Annotated in this window: 18 protein-coding genes and 1 pseudogene; 8 read left to right on the top strand and 11 right to left on the bottom strand. The window is 53.7% G+C overall.

The annotated features are described in order from the left end of the window. Positions 1 to 182: 182 nt before the first annotated feature. The gene (locus tag G5B47_RS03145) at positions 183 to 926 is read right to left on the bottom strand and encodes an RluA family pseudouridine synthase (RefSeq protein ID WP_165094236.1); all 744 of its coding nucleotides are present in this window, start codon (positions 924 to 926) and stop codon (positions 183 to 185) included. A gap of 5 nt (positions 927 to 931) precedes the next feature. Then, positions 932 to 1,795: a class I SAM-dependent methyltransferase gene (locus G5B47_RS03140; RefSeq protein ID WP_165094233.1), complete on the bottom strand. Its 864-nt coding sequence runs from the start codon at positions 1,793 to 1,795 to the stop codon at positions 932 to 934. 240 nt (positions 1,796 to 2,035) lie between these two features. On the opposite strand from G5B47_RS03140, the gene G5B47_RS03135 reads away from it, so the two are divergent. After that, complete coding sequence (locus tag G5B47_RS03135) at positions 2,036 to 2,488, top strand: flavodoxin (RefSeq protein ID WP_165094231.1); 453 nt, start codon at positions 2,036 to 2,038, stop codon at positions 2,486 to 2,488. 2 nt (positions 2,489 to 2,490) lie between these two features. After that, the gene (locus G5B47_RS03130; protein WP_165094228.1) at positions 2,491 to 3,252 is read left to right on the top strand and encodes a hypothetical protein; all 762 of its coding nucleotides are present in this window, start codon (positions 2,491 to 2,493) and stop codon (positions 3,250 to 3,252) included. A 194-nt stretch (positions 3,253 to 3,446) separates the two neighbouring features. Here the strand turns inward: G5B47_RS03130 and G5B47_RS03125 are convergent, their stop codons facing one another. Together G5B47_RS03125 and G5B47_RS03120 are read right to left on the bottom strand one after the other, a co-directional pair. Then, positions 3,447 to 4,304 carry a GNAT family N-acetyltransferase gene (locus G5B47_RS03125; RefSeq protein WP_165094226.1) on the bottom strand — a complete coding sequence of 286 codons (858 nt, stop codon included), beginning with the start codon at positions 4,302 to 4,304 and terminating at the stop codon, positions 3,447 to 3,449. A gap of 37 nt (positions 4,305 to 4,341) precedes the next feature. After that, entirely contained in the window at positions 4,342 to 4,635 is a 294-nt protein-coding gene (locus G5B47_RS03120; protein ID WP_165094223.1) for a GNAT family N-acetyltransferase, read from the bottom strand. A gap of 106 nt (positions 4,636 to 4,741) precedes the next feature. On the opposite strand from G5B47_RS03120, the pseudogene G5B47_RS03115 reads away from it, so the two are divergent. Both G5B47_RS03115 and G5B47_RS03110 read left to right on the top strand, forming a co-directional pair. Then, positions 4,742 to 4,879, top strand: a pseudogene (locus G5B47_RS03115) (oligopeptide/dipeptide ABC transporter ATP-binding protein); the annotation flags it as partial. Between the two features lie 157 nt (positions 4,880 to 5,036). Continuing rightward, positions 5,037 to 5,657, top strand: a complete 621-nt coding sequence (locus tag G5B47_RS03110; protein WP_165094220.1) for a 50S ribosomal protein L25 — start codon at positions 5,037 to 5,039, stop codon at positions 5,655 to 5,657. 326 nt (positions 5,658 to 5,983) lie between these two features. Here the strand turns inward: G5B47_RS03110 and G5B47_RS03105 are convergent, their stop codons facing one another. From G5B47_RS03105 to G5B47_RS03080, 6 genes are all read right to left on the bottom strand, one after another. After that, positions 5,984 to 6,760 (bottom strand): ABC transporter permease, encoded by a 777-nt coding sequence (locus tag G5B47_RS03105; protein ID WP_165094217.1) that lies wholly within the window; start codon positions 6,758 to 6,760, stop codon positions 5,984 to 5,986. A gap of 40 nt (positions 6,761 to 6,800) precedes the next feature. After that, entirely contained in the window at positions 6,801 to 7,592 is a 792-nt protein-coding gene (locus G5B47_RS03100; RefSeq protein WP_165094215.1) for an ABC transporter permease, read from the bottom strand. A 16-nt stretch (positions 7,593 to 7,608) separates the two neighbouring features. After that, entirely contained in the window at positions 7,609 to 8,481 is an 873-nt protein-coding gene (nifH, locus tag G5B47_RS03095) for a nitrogenase iron protein (RefSeq protein ID WP_165094212.1), read from the bottom strand. Between the two features lie 74 nt (positions 8,482 to 8,555). Further along, a complete protein-coding gene (locus G5B47_RS03090; protein WP_165094209.1) occupies positions 8,556 to 9,641 on the bottom strand; it encodes an ABC transporter substrate-binding protein in 1,086 nt (361 codons plus the stop codon). A 284-nt stretch (positions 9,642 to 9,925) separates the two neighbouring features. Then, positions 9,926 to 10,684, bottom strand: a complete 759-nt coding sequence (locus G5B47_RS03085) for an ABC transporter permease (RefSeq protein ID WP_165094207.1) — start codon at positions 10,682 to 10,684, stop codon at positions 9,926 to 9,928. A gap of 39 nt (positions 10,685 to 10,723) precedes the next feature. Beyond that, positions 10,724 to 11,803, bottom strand: coding sequence for an ABC transporter permease (locus tag G5B47_RS03080; RefSeq protein ID WP_165094204.1), 1,080 nt, complete (start codon positions 11,801 to 11,803; stop codon positions 10,724 to 10,726). Positions 11,804 to 12,351: 548 nt separating this feature from the next. On the opposite strand from G5B47_RS03080, the gene nifB reads away from it, so the two are divergent. Further along, positions 12,352 to 13,707, top strand: coding sequence for a nitrogenase cofactor biosynthesis protein NifB (nifB, locus tag G5B47_RS03075; protein ID WP_235957069.1), 1,356 nt, complete (start codon positions 12,352 to 12,354; stop codon positions 13,705 to 13,707). 243 nt (positions 13,708 to 13,950) lie between these two features. On the opposite strand, the gene G5B47_RS03070 is transcribed toward nifB, so the two are convergent. Continuing rightward, positions 13,951 to 14,712 (bottom strand): DeoR/GlpR family DNA-binding transcription regulator, encoded by a 762-nt coding sequence (locus tag G5B47_RS03070; protein ID WP_165094201.1) that lies wholly within the window; start codon positions 14,710 to 14,712, stop codon positions 13,951 to 13,953. A 198-nt stretch (positions 14,713 to 14,910) separates the two neighbouring features. On the opposite strand from G5B47_RS03070, the gene G5B47_RS03065 reads away from it, so the two are divergent. Genes G5B47_RS03065 through G5B47_RS03055 form a run of 3 tightly spaced genes read left to right on the top strand, consistent with a single transcriptional unit; the run spans position 14,911 to position 16,897 of the window. After that, positions 14,911 to 15,531 carry a YhbD family protein gene (locus G5B47_RS03065; RefSeq protein ID WP_235949647.1) on the top strand — a complete coding sequence of 207 codons (621 nt, stop codon included), beginning with the start codon at positions 14,911 to 14,913 and terminating at the stop codon, positions 15,529 to 15,531. Next, positions 15,532 to 16,233, top strand: coding sequence for a hypothetical protein (locus G5B47_RS03060; RefSeq protein ID WP_165094195.1), 702 nt, complete (start codon positions 15,532 to 15,534; stop codon positions 16,231 to 16,233). Then, complete coding sequence (locus G5B47_RS03055; protein WP_165094192.1) at positions 16,226 to 16,897, top strand: hypothetical protein; 672 nt, start codon at positions 16,226 to 16,228, stop codon at positions 16,895 to 16,897. The genes G5B47_RS03060 and G5B47_RS03055 overlap by 8 nt, the downstream gene beginning before the upstream one ends. The last annotated feature ends 15 nt before the right edge of the window (positions 16,898 to 16,912 follow it).

Below are 16,912 nucleotides of genomic sequence, written 5' to 3'. Positions count from 1 at the left end.
GTATATCACTTCACAAAATACGCCGGATCATGCCTTTTCAGAAACTCGCCATCCTGCTGAACGGGCAGCACAAAAAAGCGGGCCTATTCTCTTTGGAGCTTAGACCCGCTTCTGCCTTTTCGCGAACACAATTTTGCCGGCACCTTTCCTAACACGTGACGTGCCAGCCCTTGAATCTTCCCTTACCGGAGCGCCCCCTCCTGAAGCTTCACAGGCCACAAGTCCCACGGGTACTGCCGCGGAGGCAGGGAGATCAGCTCGACTTCCTGCCTGGTCACGGGATGCGGAAAGCCGACAAGCGAGGACCAAAGCGCGATTTGCTGGCCGGGCTTGTTGACGGCCGCTCCATACTTCTGATCTCCGTACAGCGGGCAGCCGGCATGGGCAAGCTGTACGCGGATCTGATGCGACCGGCCGGTAAGCAGGTCCACCTTCACTAGGCTGAGGCCCTCGGCAAATCCCAGTACCGTGTAGTCCAGCACGGCTTCCTTGCCGCCCGGTGTGCCTTCCCGGACTACGGTGACCGTGTTCGTCTTGGCGTTCTTGAGCAGGATATCTCTTAGCCGACCGCTTGCTGCGGGAAGCTTGCCGTGGACAACGGTCAAATACCCTTTCCGGAAGCTCCGGCTGCGGACGCTCTCCGAGAGCCGCGAAGCGGCCTTGGAGGTCTTGGCGAAGATCATGGCCCCGCCTACAGGCCGGTCCAGCCGGTGCACCAGCCCCATAAAGACGTTGCCGGGCTTATTATACCGCCGTTTAACATCCTCCTTCAGCAGAGTCAGCAGGTCGGTGTCGCCGGTTGCATCCTCCTGTACGGGAATATTGACGGGCTTTACGATTCCGAGAAGATGATTGTCCTCAAATAAAATGTCAAAAGAAGCCGCAGGCTGTCCGTCCTCCCGGCCGCCATTCACGCTCTGCGCCATCGCTCTTAAGACTCCCAACGGGCGAGAATACCGCAAGGCAGATTCAGCCCGGAAGAGGTGATCGGCAGGCCGATTTCCCCGGCGCTGAGCTTGCCTCCGTAACGGGATTTCATGGTCATGGACAGCATGTTTTCCAGCACGGTTGGGGAAATGCCGGTTGTATAGGAATTGATGAGCAGGAAGAGCGGGTTATCGCTCAGAATGCTCAAGCAGCTTTCCAGGAACGGGTACAAGCTCTGCTCAAGCTTCCACATCTCGCCGCCAGGTCCTCTGCCGTAGGAGGGAGGGTCCATAATGATCGCGTCATACTTGTTGCCCCGGCGCTGCTCACGCTGCACGAACTTGAAGACGTCGTCGGTGATGAAGCGGACCGGACGTTCTCCAAGGCCGGACAGCTGCAGGTTTTCTTTTGCCCATTGGACCATGCCCTTGGCGGCATCTACGTGCACGACAGACGCGCCCGCGCTGGCTGCCGCAACGGTGGCCCCGCCGGTGTAAGCGAACAGGTTAAGCACCTGTATTTTGCGTCCCGCACCTGCAATCTTGTCCATCATCCAGCTCCAGTTGGCCGCTTGCTCCGGGAATAACCCGGTGTGCTTGAAGTTTGTCGGACGCAGATGAAACTTAAGCTTGCCGTAGCTAATGCTCCAGCTGTCCGGTATGCTCTTCTTCATTTCCCACTGGCCTCCGCCCGATGAGCTGCGGTGATAATGCCCGTGGACATTCCGCCACTGCGCGGTCTCGTTTGCAAGCGGCCATATAATTTGCGGGTCCGGGCGCCGAAGTATAATATCTCCCCAGCGTTCCAGCTTTTCTCCGCCTCCTGTATCGATAATCTCATAATCTTTCCAGTCCCGAGCCATGTACATGTTAATCCATCCTTCAAGAAGTCATTTAGCCTATATTGTACATCATTTTGCCGGTTCTTAACAAACGGTGGAAGTGCTTGAGCGACGCGTAACCTGTGAGAAACGCATGACAGCGATTCAGCATTAATTCATAATTGACACTGATAATCATTATCAATAAAATAGATTTATGTCCTGCACGGTTGCGGGGGCTGAGATGCACATATGAATGGTTTCAACGAATGGGGGAAGAAGCGGACGATGGCAAAAATTTTGGTGGTCTATGCGAGCATGACCGGCAATACCGAGGAAATGGCGGAGCTGATTGCGGGGGGAATCCGTCAGTCGGGCCAAGAGGCGGTTCTGAAATCGGTAACCGGCTGCAGTGCCTTCGAAATCGCATCCTATGAAGGTGCGGTTGTGGGAGCTTACACTTGGGGAGACGGAGAGCTGCCGGATGAATTCCTCGATTTCTATGAAGAGCTGGAGGAGACCGAGTTGTCCGGCCACAAAACCGCCGTGTTCGGAAGCGGTGACACCGGGTTTGAGATATACTGCGGCGCAGTTGATTTGATAGAGGAAAAACTGAAGGAAAGAGGGGCCGCCATCGTGCAGCCAAGCTTGAAGATCGAGTACGGGCCGACATCGGCGGAGAAAGACGAATGCCGTAAGTTCGGGCAGCGTTTTGCCGAGCTCTGCTTGGCGGTATCTTGAAGATGAATACGGCATATTGTACGCCAGTCAATCAGGCGCCCCGGCTGCCGAAGCTTTATGATTACGTCGTGGAGCGTGCGCTGCTGGATATGGCGGAACAATGCGGCAGCGGCGGAAAAGGCCTACCTCTGTGGCGGCAGCAGGTGCAGTATGCGGTCGGCCATACGCTCAATGATTATTACAGCTTGACCCCCGAGGTGCGCAGGCAGACGCCAATTCAGTTTCTTCTGGAGCGAAGATGGCCGCCTTCGGCCCGCTGCTTTCTATCGCTGAGCCACTATTGGGAAGTCAAGGATACGATATGCGATGAGCTGATCCGGCTGGCCGGCGGCAGCGAAAGAGATGAAATGCCGTTCATGCTGTATGAGCAGTGGTATGTGCCCGTACCCGAGCTTCAAATGGAGCTCTCAATGATTTTTCATCTGGTCTGGCACGCCCGGAGAGAAGGAAGCGGTCTGAAGGTGCAGAAATATATGGTTCGCAGAAATGAGGAGGTCGTCTCGGCGTTTTTGCATATGACCAACGTATTTTGCCGCAAAGCTTACGGCAGGCCGCCCGAGTGCGTGGAGATTCATTTTCTGATGGACAAGGAGATGCGCAGATACGAGGGGGATTCCTTAACGCTTGAGGCCTCGCTCGATTATTTGAGGCTGCTGTCTAATATAAACGATGAGCCGGGCACACTGATGCAAGACTGTCAGGCAGAGGAGGACGAGGGATGCAAAAGCGGCGAGGATGCTTTATTAAAACCGCTGCTCATGTAGCCGCAAATCCGCTTACTTACAGCCAATCAATCAATCCTCGAACCCGCCAACCGGCCAATCCGATTGCAAAATGGCCCTGCGCACCGATACCGGTGTTTCGCAGGGCCTGATTTTGTTTGAGCGGCTTCCGCTGCTTAATCGGCAAAATGAAGCGCAAGGTAAGCAAGTCGGTTCTACAAAGCTTCCGGCGTCATCTAGCCGACATAACGAAAGTAGTCCTGCTTGTTCGTGACAACAAATCCGCAGCTCTCATAAAGCCTCAGCGCGTTCGGATTATCCAGCGCGACTTCAAGATTGACTCCGTTACCGGTGCGCTTTTCCCGCTGGATGGTCTGGAGGAGGGCGCTGCGTCCGATGCCTCTGCCTCTCAGCTTCTCGTCAACGGTAAACCCGTAAATCCACGTTTCATGATGCTCTGTCCACAGCCTCAGCTTTCCTGCCGGCTGACCTTCCAGCTCGATGATGATATGCTCATTGCTGTCTTCCTCCGCGAATTCATCGTACATGTTCGCAGCCTCTTGGGGCGTCATGCCGAACCCTGCGCTGTCGAGAGCGACGAGCAGAGGGACTTCATCGGCGCGGGCGGGCCGGAGAATGACATGGTCATCCGGCAGAATCTTGTTCTCAAAGGCTGAACGTTCATCGGCCTTCTCTTCGTCCCACTTCATCTGGTATTCCGCATGATCGAAAGCGAGGGGCAGAGTCTTCAGAAAGCCGGCAGCGGACTTGGAGGCCGCCGGCGCATTCAGCAGCACGGTATGTGCTCCCTGGCGGGCGATATAGCTCTGTGCCCGTTTCCATAGCGAGCTGAAAATGCCGCGCCGCCGGTAACCCGGACGTACCATGCCGCATACTTCGATTTCGCTGCCGAAGCTGTACAGCCCGATAAATCCGACCAGCAGTTCATCCTCGTAGATAACGAACCATTCGGCGCTGCCGCCTCCGGGTTCCCTGCGCAGGGATTCCCAGTTGAGCTTCAACGATAGGTCTTCATATTCCTCGCAGCGCTGCTGCAATTCTTCAATCTGTTTCAGTGTTTCATGTGTCGTCAAACCCGTCATCCTCCTAGGGACACACGCGAATACGGGCTTATCCCCTGGGCGCGTTCCCGCTCAGGACATCCGAATATTCGGCGTGTTTCTTGAATTGATGTGCCGCATATGAGCACTCAGGTACAATCTTCAACTGCTCCTCGCGAGCCTTGTCCACTACCGCCCGTACCAACTGTTCTCCGGCTCCCTGACCGCGCAGATCTTCCGAAACAAAGGTATGGTCAATGACCAAATCACCGCTGTTCTCTTCCAATCTGTATGTAATTTCGGCCAGGTCCTTACCTTCGCCAGCAATATAAAATCGTCCTTCTCCGGTTTGAATTTGCGCCATATTCTTCACTCCTGTTCTGGTGTAATATCTTTATTTTACTACCCGATATTGGAAAAAGCGAGGTTGACTGCTTAACTGCAAAGCGTGCTTGAACAGCTCCCTCCGCATTCCGAGCCCGGCGAATCCGCCCTCCGGCTGCAAATTTCATACCCGCTGCCCGTTTACCGTGGAGCGCTGTAAGGCGGAAGCTCCGCTTTTCCGCGACACCGGCGCAGGCCACTACGTAGCATGCCATTTGGTTTGAGTTTTATTAAAGGACACGAATATTCCCTTTTTTTGACTTCTCGCGTCTATAGTGCTATATTGATTCCGATAAAGGCAATATGGTTAATAAGAGACTGATTAGAATACGATCTAATCGGTCTTCTATTTTTTGAATCCATCCTTAGGAGGAATTGGCAATGAGTGAAACAGTACGTTTGATCGAAAGAGCCGGGAAGCCTGCCGCGCAGCGGAGACAAGGCCTCGTGCCTGTCGTTATCTACGGTGCGGGTTCGGAGTCTCTTTCCTTAAGCGCGGATGCAAAAACAGTGGACAATATTCTAAGCAAAAATCCGCGGGCGGTTTTAAAAGCGGAACTGCCGGCATCCGGCACTAAAGATGTAATTATCAATGAAGTGCAGCGCGAGCCCTTGAGCAAGAAGCTGCTGCACATTGATTTTCATGTGATCGATTTAAAAGCCGAGCTGGACACCAAGGTAGCTCTGCACTTCACAGGCACTGCGGCAGGAGTCAAAGAAGGCGGCGTTCAGACGGTCGAACTGCACGAGCTCGATATCCGCACGCTGCCGGACAAGCTGGAGTCCGTGTTCGAAGTAGACGTAACCGAGCTGGGGATCGGAGATCAGCTGCTGGTATCCGACCTGCCGAAGCATGAAGGCTGGGAAGTGCTGACCGACCCGGAAACTCTGGTCATCAAGATTCTGCCGCCGACCGTAACGGAAGAGCCTGCCGCCGAGGAGGCGGAAGCCCCCGCAGCCGTGGAAGAAGCGGCCGAGGGTTCGGAAGGCAAGGAAGCCTGATTTCGTACTGCTGTGGCTAATAATAAAAGAGCAGACCGTCCCTTGCTGCAAGGAGCGGTCTGCTCCTTTTGTGTTCATTAATGGAGGGTATTGACGGATGAGGACCGGTGAGCCGAGGATTCCGGACATCAGGAGAAATGACGGAAACTTGAAGCCGGATTACCGCTGCTCGAAAGGGACGGTGAGCGGCCGGAGAACAGTCAATTGTACCAACGACAGGCAGAGCCGCCCCGGGGCGGCTCTGCCTGTTCTGCCAAGCATTGTTTGCGATTTTCTCTTGCGAGCTTCTCCCGCGATTACTCGGCGGCCTCAAATGTAAGTAGTGTTTAGTGAAGCTGTGACGCTTCTTTCCATACCAGAAATCGCTTTTTCAGTCTGGAGAACAACAGGTTGATGATAATGCCCAGCACGGTGATGAACAGGACGATGCCGTACATGAGCGGCAGATCGTAGCGGGCGGTAGAGTTGATGTAATACCATCCGAGTCCCGTGCTGGCACCGATTACTTCAGATGCGATAATCATGAAGAACGATAGCTGGGCGGCAAATTCAATACCGATAAAAATATTGGGTGCGGTGTACGGCAGGACGACCTTGGTAAACAGCTCTCTGCGCGTAGCTCCCATGGACCGTGCCGCCCGCAGCAGGTTGTAATCGATATCCTTGGCTCCAGCCATCGTATTAAACAGTACGGGCCAGAGCGCAGACCAGAAGATGACGACCACCTTTTCCGAAGTCCCGATTCCGAAGAAGATCATGAAAATCGGAATGATCGCGAAAGGGTTTAGCTTCTCGCAGGTGCGCAAGAAAGGCAGCAATGCTTTCTCCGCCGAACTGAAAAAGGTGCCAAGCAAAAATCCGAGCGGAATACCGATAATCAGCGAGAGCAAGAACCCGAGCAGCACCCGGTACAGGCTGATTAGCGTCTGCTCCAGCAGCAAGCCGGAGAATACCGAGCGGAAGATGGCTAGAATCGCGTCGCTGGGAGGGGATATGACGCCCTTCGGAATGATTCGGGCGCCGACCTCCCAGAAGATGAAGAACAACAGGATCGGAATACTGCCGATGCCGATTTTTTTAAGCTTGACTGCGGTGGAATTCATGGGATCCGTCTCGTCCTCCTTTGCTTAAGTTAAGATCCGGCTAGGCCGCGGCTTTATTGCTTGAATCGGGAGCCTGCCGCCAATGCAGCACTGCACTCTCCAGGTATTCAAGCACATAATTGAGCGCCAGACCGACGCCTGCAACCATAATGGCTCCAAGGTAAATGCGCTCGACAAACCCCATGCTTTGGGCATTGTGGATCATCCAGCCCATACCGGAATCGGCGCCCATACTCTCCGAACCGATCAGCATGAAGAAGCTCATGGTCAGTCCGGTACGGAGTCCGGTGATCAATGTCGGCGAGGCGCCGGGCAGGATCACCTTTGTGAAGATCACCAGCTTGCTCGCATTCATGGATTTGGCCGACCGGATCAGCAGCGGATCGACATTCTGAATACCGGCTATGGTCGTGAACAATATCGGCCAGAACGACGACCAGAAGATGACCGTATAGATGCCTCCTTCGCCGATTCCGATAATAATAACGAAGACCGGAAATAGAATAAACGGCGGGATGCTGGAGAGAAATTTGGTGAGAGGGTGGAGAAATGCGGCCAGCTTCGGCATGGCTCCGGCCAGAATAAAGCCAAGAGGCAGGGCCAAAACGGTAGCGAGGACAAAGCCGACAAACACTCTTTTCAGACTGATGGAAATGTAGAGAAAAATGTTCGTAAGTCCCAATTCGGCTCCAGTCTCCACGATCCGCGAGAAGGGCGGGACAAATACGTTGCTAACGAGTCCCAGCCTCGGCGCGAGCTCCCAAATGATCAGCACCAGGAAAAAAAGATAAAAGCTTAACAATCTCTGATGAACCGAAATGATCCATTTCATTGCGTTTCCATCCTCCTTACTTGGGGGTTTGCGTCTGCAGAGCCGTCTCCTCATCCTCCACCACACCGAAATCAATCAGCAGACGTTCCAGTTCGTCCATATCGATCGGAGTGGGAACGGTCAGCTTCTCGTTGTGCAAAATTTTCTCGGCCAGCTGCTTGTATTCTTCGGCCTGTGAATGGTTCGGATTGTATTGGGTAACCGTCATTTTTCTCAGCTCGGCATGCTGTACAACATTATTCCGCGGCACAAAATGGATCATCTGGGTATTCAGGCGACGCGCCAGCTCGCTGATCAGCTCTTGCTCGCGGTCCGTATTGCGGCTGTTGCAGATCAGTCCGCCCAGCCGAACGCCGCCGCTCTGTGCATATTTCAGAATGCCGCGGGCGATATTGTTGGCTGCGTACATGGCCATCATCTCCCCCGAGCAGACGATATAGATTTCCTGCGCTTTGTTCTCGCGGATCGGCATGGCGAACCCGCCGCAGACAACGTCGCCCAGCACGTCGTAGGAGACGATATCCACATCATCATAAGCGCCCTGCTCCTCCAGAAAATTGATCGACGTAATGATTCCCCGGCCTGCGCAGCCCACCCCCGGCTCCGGACCGCCGGACTCCACGCAAAGGATGCCTCCGAAGCCGGAGGACACTACGTCCTCCAGCTCCAGGTCTTCTACGCTTCCGAGTTTGGCGGCGAGATCAAGCACGGTCTGCTGCGCTTTGGTGTTCAGAATCAGACGTGTGGAGTCGGCTTTCGGATCGCAGCCCACGATCATAATTCTTTGGCCGAAATTGACGGCCAACTGAGCCAGGGTGTTTTGCGAAGTGGTGGATTTGCCGATTCCTCCTTTGCCGTAAAATGCGATTTGTCTCAGTTTTTTAGTCATAATCGGGTTCTCCCTCACAATTGATTGTAATTAAGCAGCGAATTAACGCCAATTTCCCTTTGCATGATGGCATTTTAGTTCGGGTCAAACTGGGTGGTGATCAGGTCGTCGACCTTCAGCTGATCCTTCTTCAAGGCACCGGATACGACAAGATCATCAATCCAAGGCTGGATCAGCTTGTCCTGGAATCCTTTGCCGGTGTAGTAGTAGTGCACGGCGTTTACCGGTTGGCCGATATAGTCGCCGGTCAGCTTGATCGCTTCTTCCTCATGCGCCGGGTTGACGATCCAGGCCTGCGCTTTCTTCACCGCGTTGACAAAGCCCTGGACTGCTTCGGGATTATCCTTGATAAATTGATCCGTGAAGTAGTAGAAGGTTGTGCCTGCCGCTTCGCCGAGTCCGGTATCCGCCGTGTCGAAAACTTCGATCAGACCGGATTCCTTTGCCAGTTTGTAAAAAGGTGGATGGACGCCGACGATGTCAATATTGCCCTGCTGGTTCGCCTGCAAGGCCGCCGTGTCGCTTTCGAAAGCGACAAACTTGATTTGATCACGACTGAAGCCCAGATGGTCGAATGCGTTGGTGGCGATGAAGGTTGTGCAGCTCGGTACGGTGCCGTTGATCGTAATTTTCTCACCCTTCTTCTTCTTGACTAGCTCTTCCAGTGAAGAAACACCCGCCTTGGGGCTGACATAGAATTTCATGTGATGATATTTTTCATCCACATCCGGCTTCGGTTCAACTCCGCCGATCGCAACACCCTTGATTTTGGCGCCGCCGGCGATATAGGTGGCGACATTGTTAACATGGGTGGTGGAGACATCATTCGTTCCATTCAAGATGGAGGGAAGCACTTGAGCTTGAGTCAATTCGCCGGTATATTCCACATTGATCCCTTCCTCGGCGAAAAAGCCTTTTTTCTCGGCAATTACCCATGGTGTGGAGGAGCAGTTCACCTTGGTGTCAGTTTTGATGGTGTACACCTTCTTGCCGGATTTGGCCGGGTCAAACCCTGCATCCTTTAAATGCGATAACCCTGCGGCGCCTTGGATGCCGATTCCTTTCTTCGTCTGGCCCAAGTAGCTGCCCACGCCGATTCCTCCTATCACCAAAGCGGCGATTACGGAAACAATAACCCATTTCTTTTTACCATCTGCCATTTTCTCTCACTCCTAATAATTTTAATTTAAGTAAAAATTTAACATTCAAAGATGCAACTATTCAGCCCTTCATCACCTGCCTCGGTTTAGTATAAAAAAAAGAGACTAAACGAACTTCCCGGGGGGAAGAACGTTAGTCTCCAGCTAACTGGTCAACTTTCTTTAATCCGATAAATCATATGAGATTTATGGATTAAAGCTTATTCTAAGACTTTCATGATTGTCAACGCATGAATTTACATAAAACGTCCAGTTCGAAAATTTGTAACATTTTATATGATTTGTTATTTTATAGCGGGATGGACTAGCCGTTTGCCTGCCGCTGACATGATTCCGTCCAGCACGATGGCCAGGACCGCAATAATCAAAACTCCGGAGAACATCTGCACAATCTGATAATTGGCTTGAGCCGTATAAATCATGAAGCCCAGGCCGGAGGTGGATCCCATCATTTCAGCCGCGATCAGAAACAGCAGCGCATAGCCCGCAGCCAGACGCGTTCCAGTCAAGATGGAGGGGAAGGCTAAAGGAAGCAGGACCTTCGTCGTCAGCCGAAGGCGGCTTAGCCCAAATGAACGCGCCGTTTTGACAATGTCTGCGTCGGCATGGATCATCCCGGACAATGTGCTGAACATAATCGGCCAAATGGAGGCCCAGGCGATAATCGAGACTTTCGTGGGCTCGCCGGCTCCGATGAATACGATGATGATGTGAAACACAACAAACGGATTGATGTGAGAGAGCCACTCCAGCACCGGCTCGAAGGCTATACGGATCATGTAGGGCCAGCCGGCCAGAGCTATTCCGAGCGGCACTCCTGCAATCAGGGCGATGGCCAGTCCTCCGGCGGCGCGTCCCAGACTAATCAGCAGATGGTGCACCAGCGCTCCTGTTGCCGCCTGTTCGCCGATGTACTGAAGCACCTGCGTAAGAGGAGGAATGAATTGGGGGTCTACCCATTCGAACCTTACACTGACTTCCCACAGGACGAGGAAGGCGATTACGGCAGCATAACGCTTGCTAAGCTTGGTTAACACATTCACTTACGTTCCTCCCGACACAATTTATTGCCGCCAGGTCTGTCACGGATGTCCGGACTGTACCGGTGAAGCGGTTGGCGCAGTATGGCCTGAATGACCGGATTGCCCGGCGGCAGGTAACGAATGCTCATGAGACATGTGGCCGCTGTGCCCGCTGGCGGAGGGAGAAGGCACATCGCCCTCTCCTGAGAAGCTGCCGTTAGTTTTGCTCAGCCAGCTTGTTGACGCGCCGCCAGCCACGAGAAGCAGCAGCATAGCGGACAATACGGTAACTGCAAAAATACGGTTTGGCCTTCTTCGCAGCGTCCCGGGGGCGGGCGATGCACTCCATGCGGATTCAAGAGGCTTCCAGAAAAACAGATCGCGTTCCAGCTTGCGCAATACGGCGCTCAGAGCGACGCCAATCAGGGAAATACATAGCCCAACGGCAAAGATTGGCGTTGTAGCATACGGAGACGAGTAATAATTGCTGGACCAATGAAGCAGCCAGCCGAGACCGGCCAAACCTCCCAGCATTTCTCCGGCCACCAGAATAGCCAACAGCAATATAATCGACGTACGGACCCCCAGCAAAATAGAGGGAGCCGTCCCCGGCAATATGATCCGCAGGAATAGCTGCGAGGGAGAGGTTCCCATACTGCGCGCCGCTTTCAGCAGGTCCGCATCTAAATTCTGCACACCGACAATGACATGGTGAAGCAGAGGCCAGAACGCCACCCAGGCGACGATGATCAGCTTCGCCTTTTCCCCGATCCCGAAGAACAGCAGAAATACCGTCATGAGCGAAAAGGGATTGACCTGGGCCAGAATGCGGAACAGCGGGTTCAGTCCTGCAGCAAGACCGGGCAGCCAGTACCCGAGAATCGCACCTGCCGGCACGGCTACCAGTGCTGCCAGCCCAATGCCTGCAACCACACGCCACAGTGTGGCTATCGTATGGCCAAGGAGATGCTGGTCCCGCAGAAGAGCAGCGATCTCCTGCAGCACCGCGGACAACGGCGGGAAGAAAGTCGGATTCACGAGCCCGCTTCTCGGCAAAACCTCCCACAGAATACAGAGAAGGGCGATGCCGGATAAACGCAAGCAGACGAGCAGCAAACCCGGGATATTCCTGGTTGCCATGAAAGTATAACCCCCTGTTCGTTCTATAAATCCCATTTTTCTCATAAGTTTTGTACATTTTAGTTTTGTCAACGATTTGTTGTCAATAGATTTACAGGCTGCATTCGAATCGGAATTTGACGGAATCAAGAACATTCATCAGTCGTTGATTGCCGCTCGCCGCTGCTTTACCATGGATTTGTTACATTCGCCGTTGACAGAAATTGGAGCTCGTTCTATAATACTCTAAGCATATGGGGATTATGGGATAACGAACACGGCCGACCGAATGTCAGGAAGCCGGATGACTGCAGCTGCAGTTGTCCGGCTTTTGTCGCTTTAACGGTATCGGATCCAGAGGATGTTGCTCTATCGGGATATGCTTCGGCGGAGTTGCATGGAAACAGCGTGCCGATCCGGAATGGAATGTGAATTGATTCACGATTATAGCCGCCGCATCGACATTCGGGGAAACCGGATGTCTGAAATGGAAAGGAGGGTTGTTCGGGGTAACGTCTTCGCGGTGAAGGGAGACGACGGATAAAATTGACGGAAAGGTGGTGTTCGCGTTGGCGAACGAATCACGCCATCCTTGTTACGACGAGATGGCACATCATTATTTTGCCCGTATGCATGTGGCGGTAGCGCCGAAATGCAATATCAACTGCAATTATTGCAATATTAAATATGACTGCGTCAGTGAGAGCCGCCCCGGCGTCGTCAGTAAGGTGCTTACGCCGCAGGAGGCTTACGCCAAGGTGCGCAGTACGCTGGCTTCGCTGCCGCAGCTGACCGTGGTCGGCATCGCGGGACCCGGCGATCCGCTGGCCAATCCGCGAGAGACGTTCGAAACCTTCGGCCTGCTGTCCGAAGGCCTGCCCGATCTGCAGCTGTGCCTCAGTACCAACGGGCTGAAGCTGCCTGATTATTCGGAGGATATCGTCAGGCATCGTATCGCCCATGTGACCGTCACGATCAATGCCGTCGATCCGCAAATCGGGGCTGAGATATACCGCGCCGTGTTCTTCCGAGGCAAGGCCTACAGGGGGAAGGACGCTGCAGAACTGTTACTGCACAACCAGCTGGAGGGCATCCGGCGGATCGCGGAGCGCGGCGTAAAGGTCAAAGTCAATTCCGTGCTGATCCCCGGCGTTAATGACAGCCATCTGATCAAGGTGACCGAAGCGGTCAAGGCGGCAGGCGCTTTCTCGCATAATATTATGCCGCTGATTCTCTCGCCGGGCAGCGTATATGAAAAAGAGGGACGCAAGGAGCCCGCTCATTCGCTGACGCTTCAGGTGCAGGCCCGCAGCGAGGCGGTCATGCCGGTTATGCGGCATTGCCGCCAATGCCGCGCCGACGCGGTCGGGCTGATTGGCGATGATCTTGGCGTCAAGACCGAGAACGCGCCGGCCCGGGAATACGACCCGGCAGCACGCGAGGAGCTGCTTATCCGGCTGGACCGGACGGCCGCGGAGCGCAAGCGGCGCGAAGCCAATGCGGGAGAGCAAGGAGAGCGCGGAAGTCTGCGCATCGCCGTGGCGACGCGCGGCGGGGGCCAGGTGAATGTGCACTTCGGCCATGCACGCGAGTTTCTTGTCTACGAGGTGTCCGGGCAAGAGCAGAAGCTGCTGGGCGTTCGGCGGATTCAGGCTTACTGCAATGGCAAGGCCGAATGCGGGGAAGCGGACAAGGAGGCGATTCTGGATGAGACGGTGGAGCTGCTGCAGGATTGCTCCATCGTTCTCTGCGCCGCAATCGGTCCCGGTCCGTCCGAGCGGCTGGCCCGCGCCGGTCTGACAGTGCTGGCGCGGAAGGGAGAGATCGGCAAGCTGCTGGAGCAGTGCGCCAAATATCACCGCTTCTTCACATCCATCTCCTGCTCCCCGCCTTCAGTTTGCCCGTCCGCTACGCAGCAGCGGTGACGGTCCAGGAATATTAAGCGGGATTCTTGACTTAACCGGCTTCGAGGTCCGCTTCGAATATGAGATCAACCCTCCAGAATCTCATCAGATGGATTCTCGTGTATGCGTTCGCCTTCTAGCTGTTATCCGTCGATAACGGCGTGGCGACCCGCTTACACGGACAAGCAGAGCGCGTTCCCGCCGGACGAGGGGAACGCGCTCTTTTGACTATTACCCGCATTGAAACGGTATGATTGGGGCCCGCTACTCGTCAGCGACGACCAGCTTGATCGCATGCTCTAAAGCATACTGCCGGTAATCGTCGCCGGGCATGCTGCCGGTAACCAAGTAGTCGATGTCTTCCAGGTTGCAGTATGTCATTAGCGCGTGCTTGCCGAATTTGCTGTGGTCCGCGAGCAAGAAAACTTCCCGGGATTTATGAGTTACAATTTGCTTGATTTCGCTTTCGAGCGGTGAAGAGTTGGTGACGCCGCCCGAGAGCGAAATCCCGGATGAAGCCATAAAGGCTTTATTAATGTTGTATGCTTTCAGCAAATCTGTGTTTTTGATGCTGGCAAAAGATTTCGTCTTGCGTTCCAGAACGCCGCCGGTTGAGATTACGTTCAAATTGCCATAGGGAAGGGCGCCGAGGATGAAATCGAGATTGCTCGTAATGAGCGTCAATTCAAGGTGCTTGATAAACTCAAGCATTCCCAGAGTCGTCGTACCGGAATCGATATAAATGATATCTCCGTCGTTTACAAAGCTGGCTGCCGCCTTGCCAATTCTTTGTTTTTCGGAACGGTTGCGCGTCTTTCTTTCGTTGAACGAGAGGAGGGGCGTGAGATGTACAGCCGTTACACCGCCATAGACCTTCTTGATCTCACCTCCTTCGACCAGCTCCTGAATATCTCTTCGAATCGTATTTTTGGATACATTGAATACATTGACCAGTTCATCGAGCGTCGCGGTGCTGTGTTCCATAATATACTGCTGAATCTGCTTGATCCGTTTGGGCTTCAGCATGTCCATCCATCCTTAATGTACCGAATTAGGGTTATTATGCTGCGAATAGGTAAGTACATTATACCAACAAAACCCCAAAAGTTAGCCATCCATGCCGAAGAAACCGTAAGGATTGTCTTATGAAATCGAACTTTTGTTTTACAACGTAACAGTGTTATGTTACAATGCTTCCGTGAGGTGAAACTGATGGAGGATGACTTGATATCCAAAAAGGAGCTGCTGGATCTGACAGGCATATCATACGGCCAGCTGTACCGCTGGAAACGAAAGCAGCTGATCCCGGAAGAATGGTTTATCCGCAAATCTACGTATACCGGACAGGAAACCTTTTTTCCGAAGATGCTTGTGCTCGCCCGGGTTCAAAATATATTAAACATGAAAGATGATCTTTCGCTGGATGAACTCGCGAGCAGGCTCTCTGATACAGCAGGATTCAGTGATCTTCGTCTGACGGCAAAGACCATTTCAGAACGAAACATTGTTACGGATCTTACGTTGTCAACTTACGGCGCGGATGTTCGGGATAAGGATGATATGTACGCTTTTGATAAGCTGCTTCATCTGGTTGCGGCGGACACTTTGCTGGCCAGCGGGGACATGAATCTGGACGAAGGCAGACTGCTGCTGCGTACTCTGGACAGACATGCCGAGGAGCTGAAGGGCAGACCGAGTGACTTGTATTTTGTCCGAAAAATGGGTGTTGCCCTGTTCATGCTCGCTCCGTCTCCAGCGGAACTGTTCTTCGATGAAGGCGTGAGGCTCGTTTCAAAGGTGGCGCTAGGCGATTTAATCGAGCAGTTGAAAGGAAGGTTGTCCTAAATGACGGAAACATTCAAGGAAGAAGGGCAGCTCCCGGATCTGATTCTGAATGGGGTCGGTAGCGCCGGGGGAGGAAGCTATGATCAGGTTCTGATTGACGGTGTGGGAAAGGTTGTGGATTCGCTCACCGCGCGGTTATTCAAGGCGAACGGCCAGATTCGGGTACAAGGCGGACTTGAAGCCGGGGAAATGGAAGTAAGCGGCATCATGAACCTTGAAGGCTCTTTGAAGACTGGCCGAATGAAATTGGAGGGTTTGCTCCATATTGACGGCAGTTTCAAAGGTGAGAGCTGTGCGCTGAACGGACTGGTGACCGTGCGGGGAGACTGTGAGCTGGAGGAGCTGAGAGGGGAAGGCGGCTTTACGGTCGAAGGTCTGCTGAGCGTTGGGCTTGCCGACATCCGCTTGAACGGAGCGTGGCAGGTCCGCGAAATCGGAGCCGAGAGCCTGAAGGTGCGCAGGGTTAACCAAAGCATGTGGAACCGGCTGATCGGAGGAATCATCCCGAAGCTCAAATCGGAGCTTAAGGCGAAGTCCATCGAGGGCGACCACCTGGATCTCGAATACACGACCGCGGATGTCGTCAGGGGTAATGACGTAATCATTGGAGAAGGCTGCAGTATCGGACTAGTGGAATACCGCTCCGGATTATCGGTACAATCCGGCGCGCGTGTCGGAAAGGAAGTGAAGACCGGTGACTGATCTCGCCAAGCGCAATCTTAAAATTCTGGGGAACTCTTCGTCGGCGGGTGGCTCGTTTCAAAATATAGGCATAACGGGTGAATGCCGGTTCACCGGGGATGTGGACTGCGTAAAATTCGCTCTGACCGGGAATACGGATATTGAGGGCAATCTTCGCGCGGAGGAAATTAAGCTAACGGGTGAATGTAAAATCCGGGGCCGGATCGATGCCTTGTCGGTAAAGGGCCGGGGAGAGCTAAGGGTTGATTCCCGGCTCAAGGCGGAACGTTTCGGATATGAGGGACATCTTGAAGTTAAAGATGACTGCGAGGCCGGAGAATTCAGACTTAGCGGCGTGTTCGAGATCGGCGGACTGCTGAGCGGAGATCGGCTGGATATCGGCCTGTTCGGGTACAGCCGGGCGGCAGATGTGGGCGGAGGCTCGATCCGGATCAAGCGGAGCAAAGGATTCAAGCTGATTACGATGGTTCATCCGAGCCGGGAAGCCCGCTTCGAGAGCGGAACAATTGAAGGGGATCTCGTCGAGCTTGAGTATGCGTCGGCAGCAATCGTGAGGGGCGGAAGCGTCATTATCGGCCCCGGCTGCGATATCGAAACAGTTGAATACAGGGAGTCGCTTGAGATTCACAGGAGCGCCAAGGTGGGCCGCAAGGTAAAAGTGTAAGCTGATAAACAATAA

Source organism: Paenibacillus apii (assembly GCF_011043685.1).
Taxonomy (GTDB): Bacteria; Bacillota; Bacilli; order Paenibacillales; family Paenibacillaceae; genus Paenibacillus_AQ; species Paenibacillus_AQ sabinae.
This window is presented reverse-complemented; position numbering and strand designations above follow the sequence as displayed.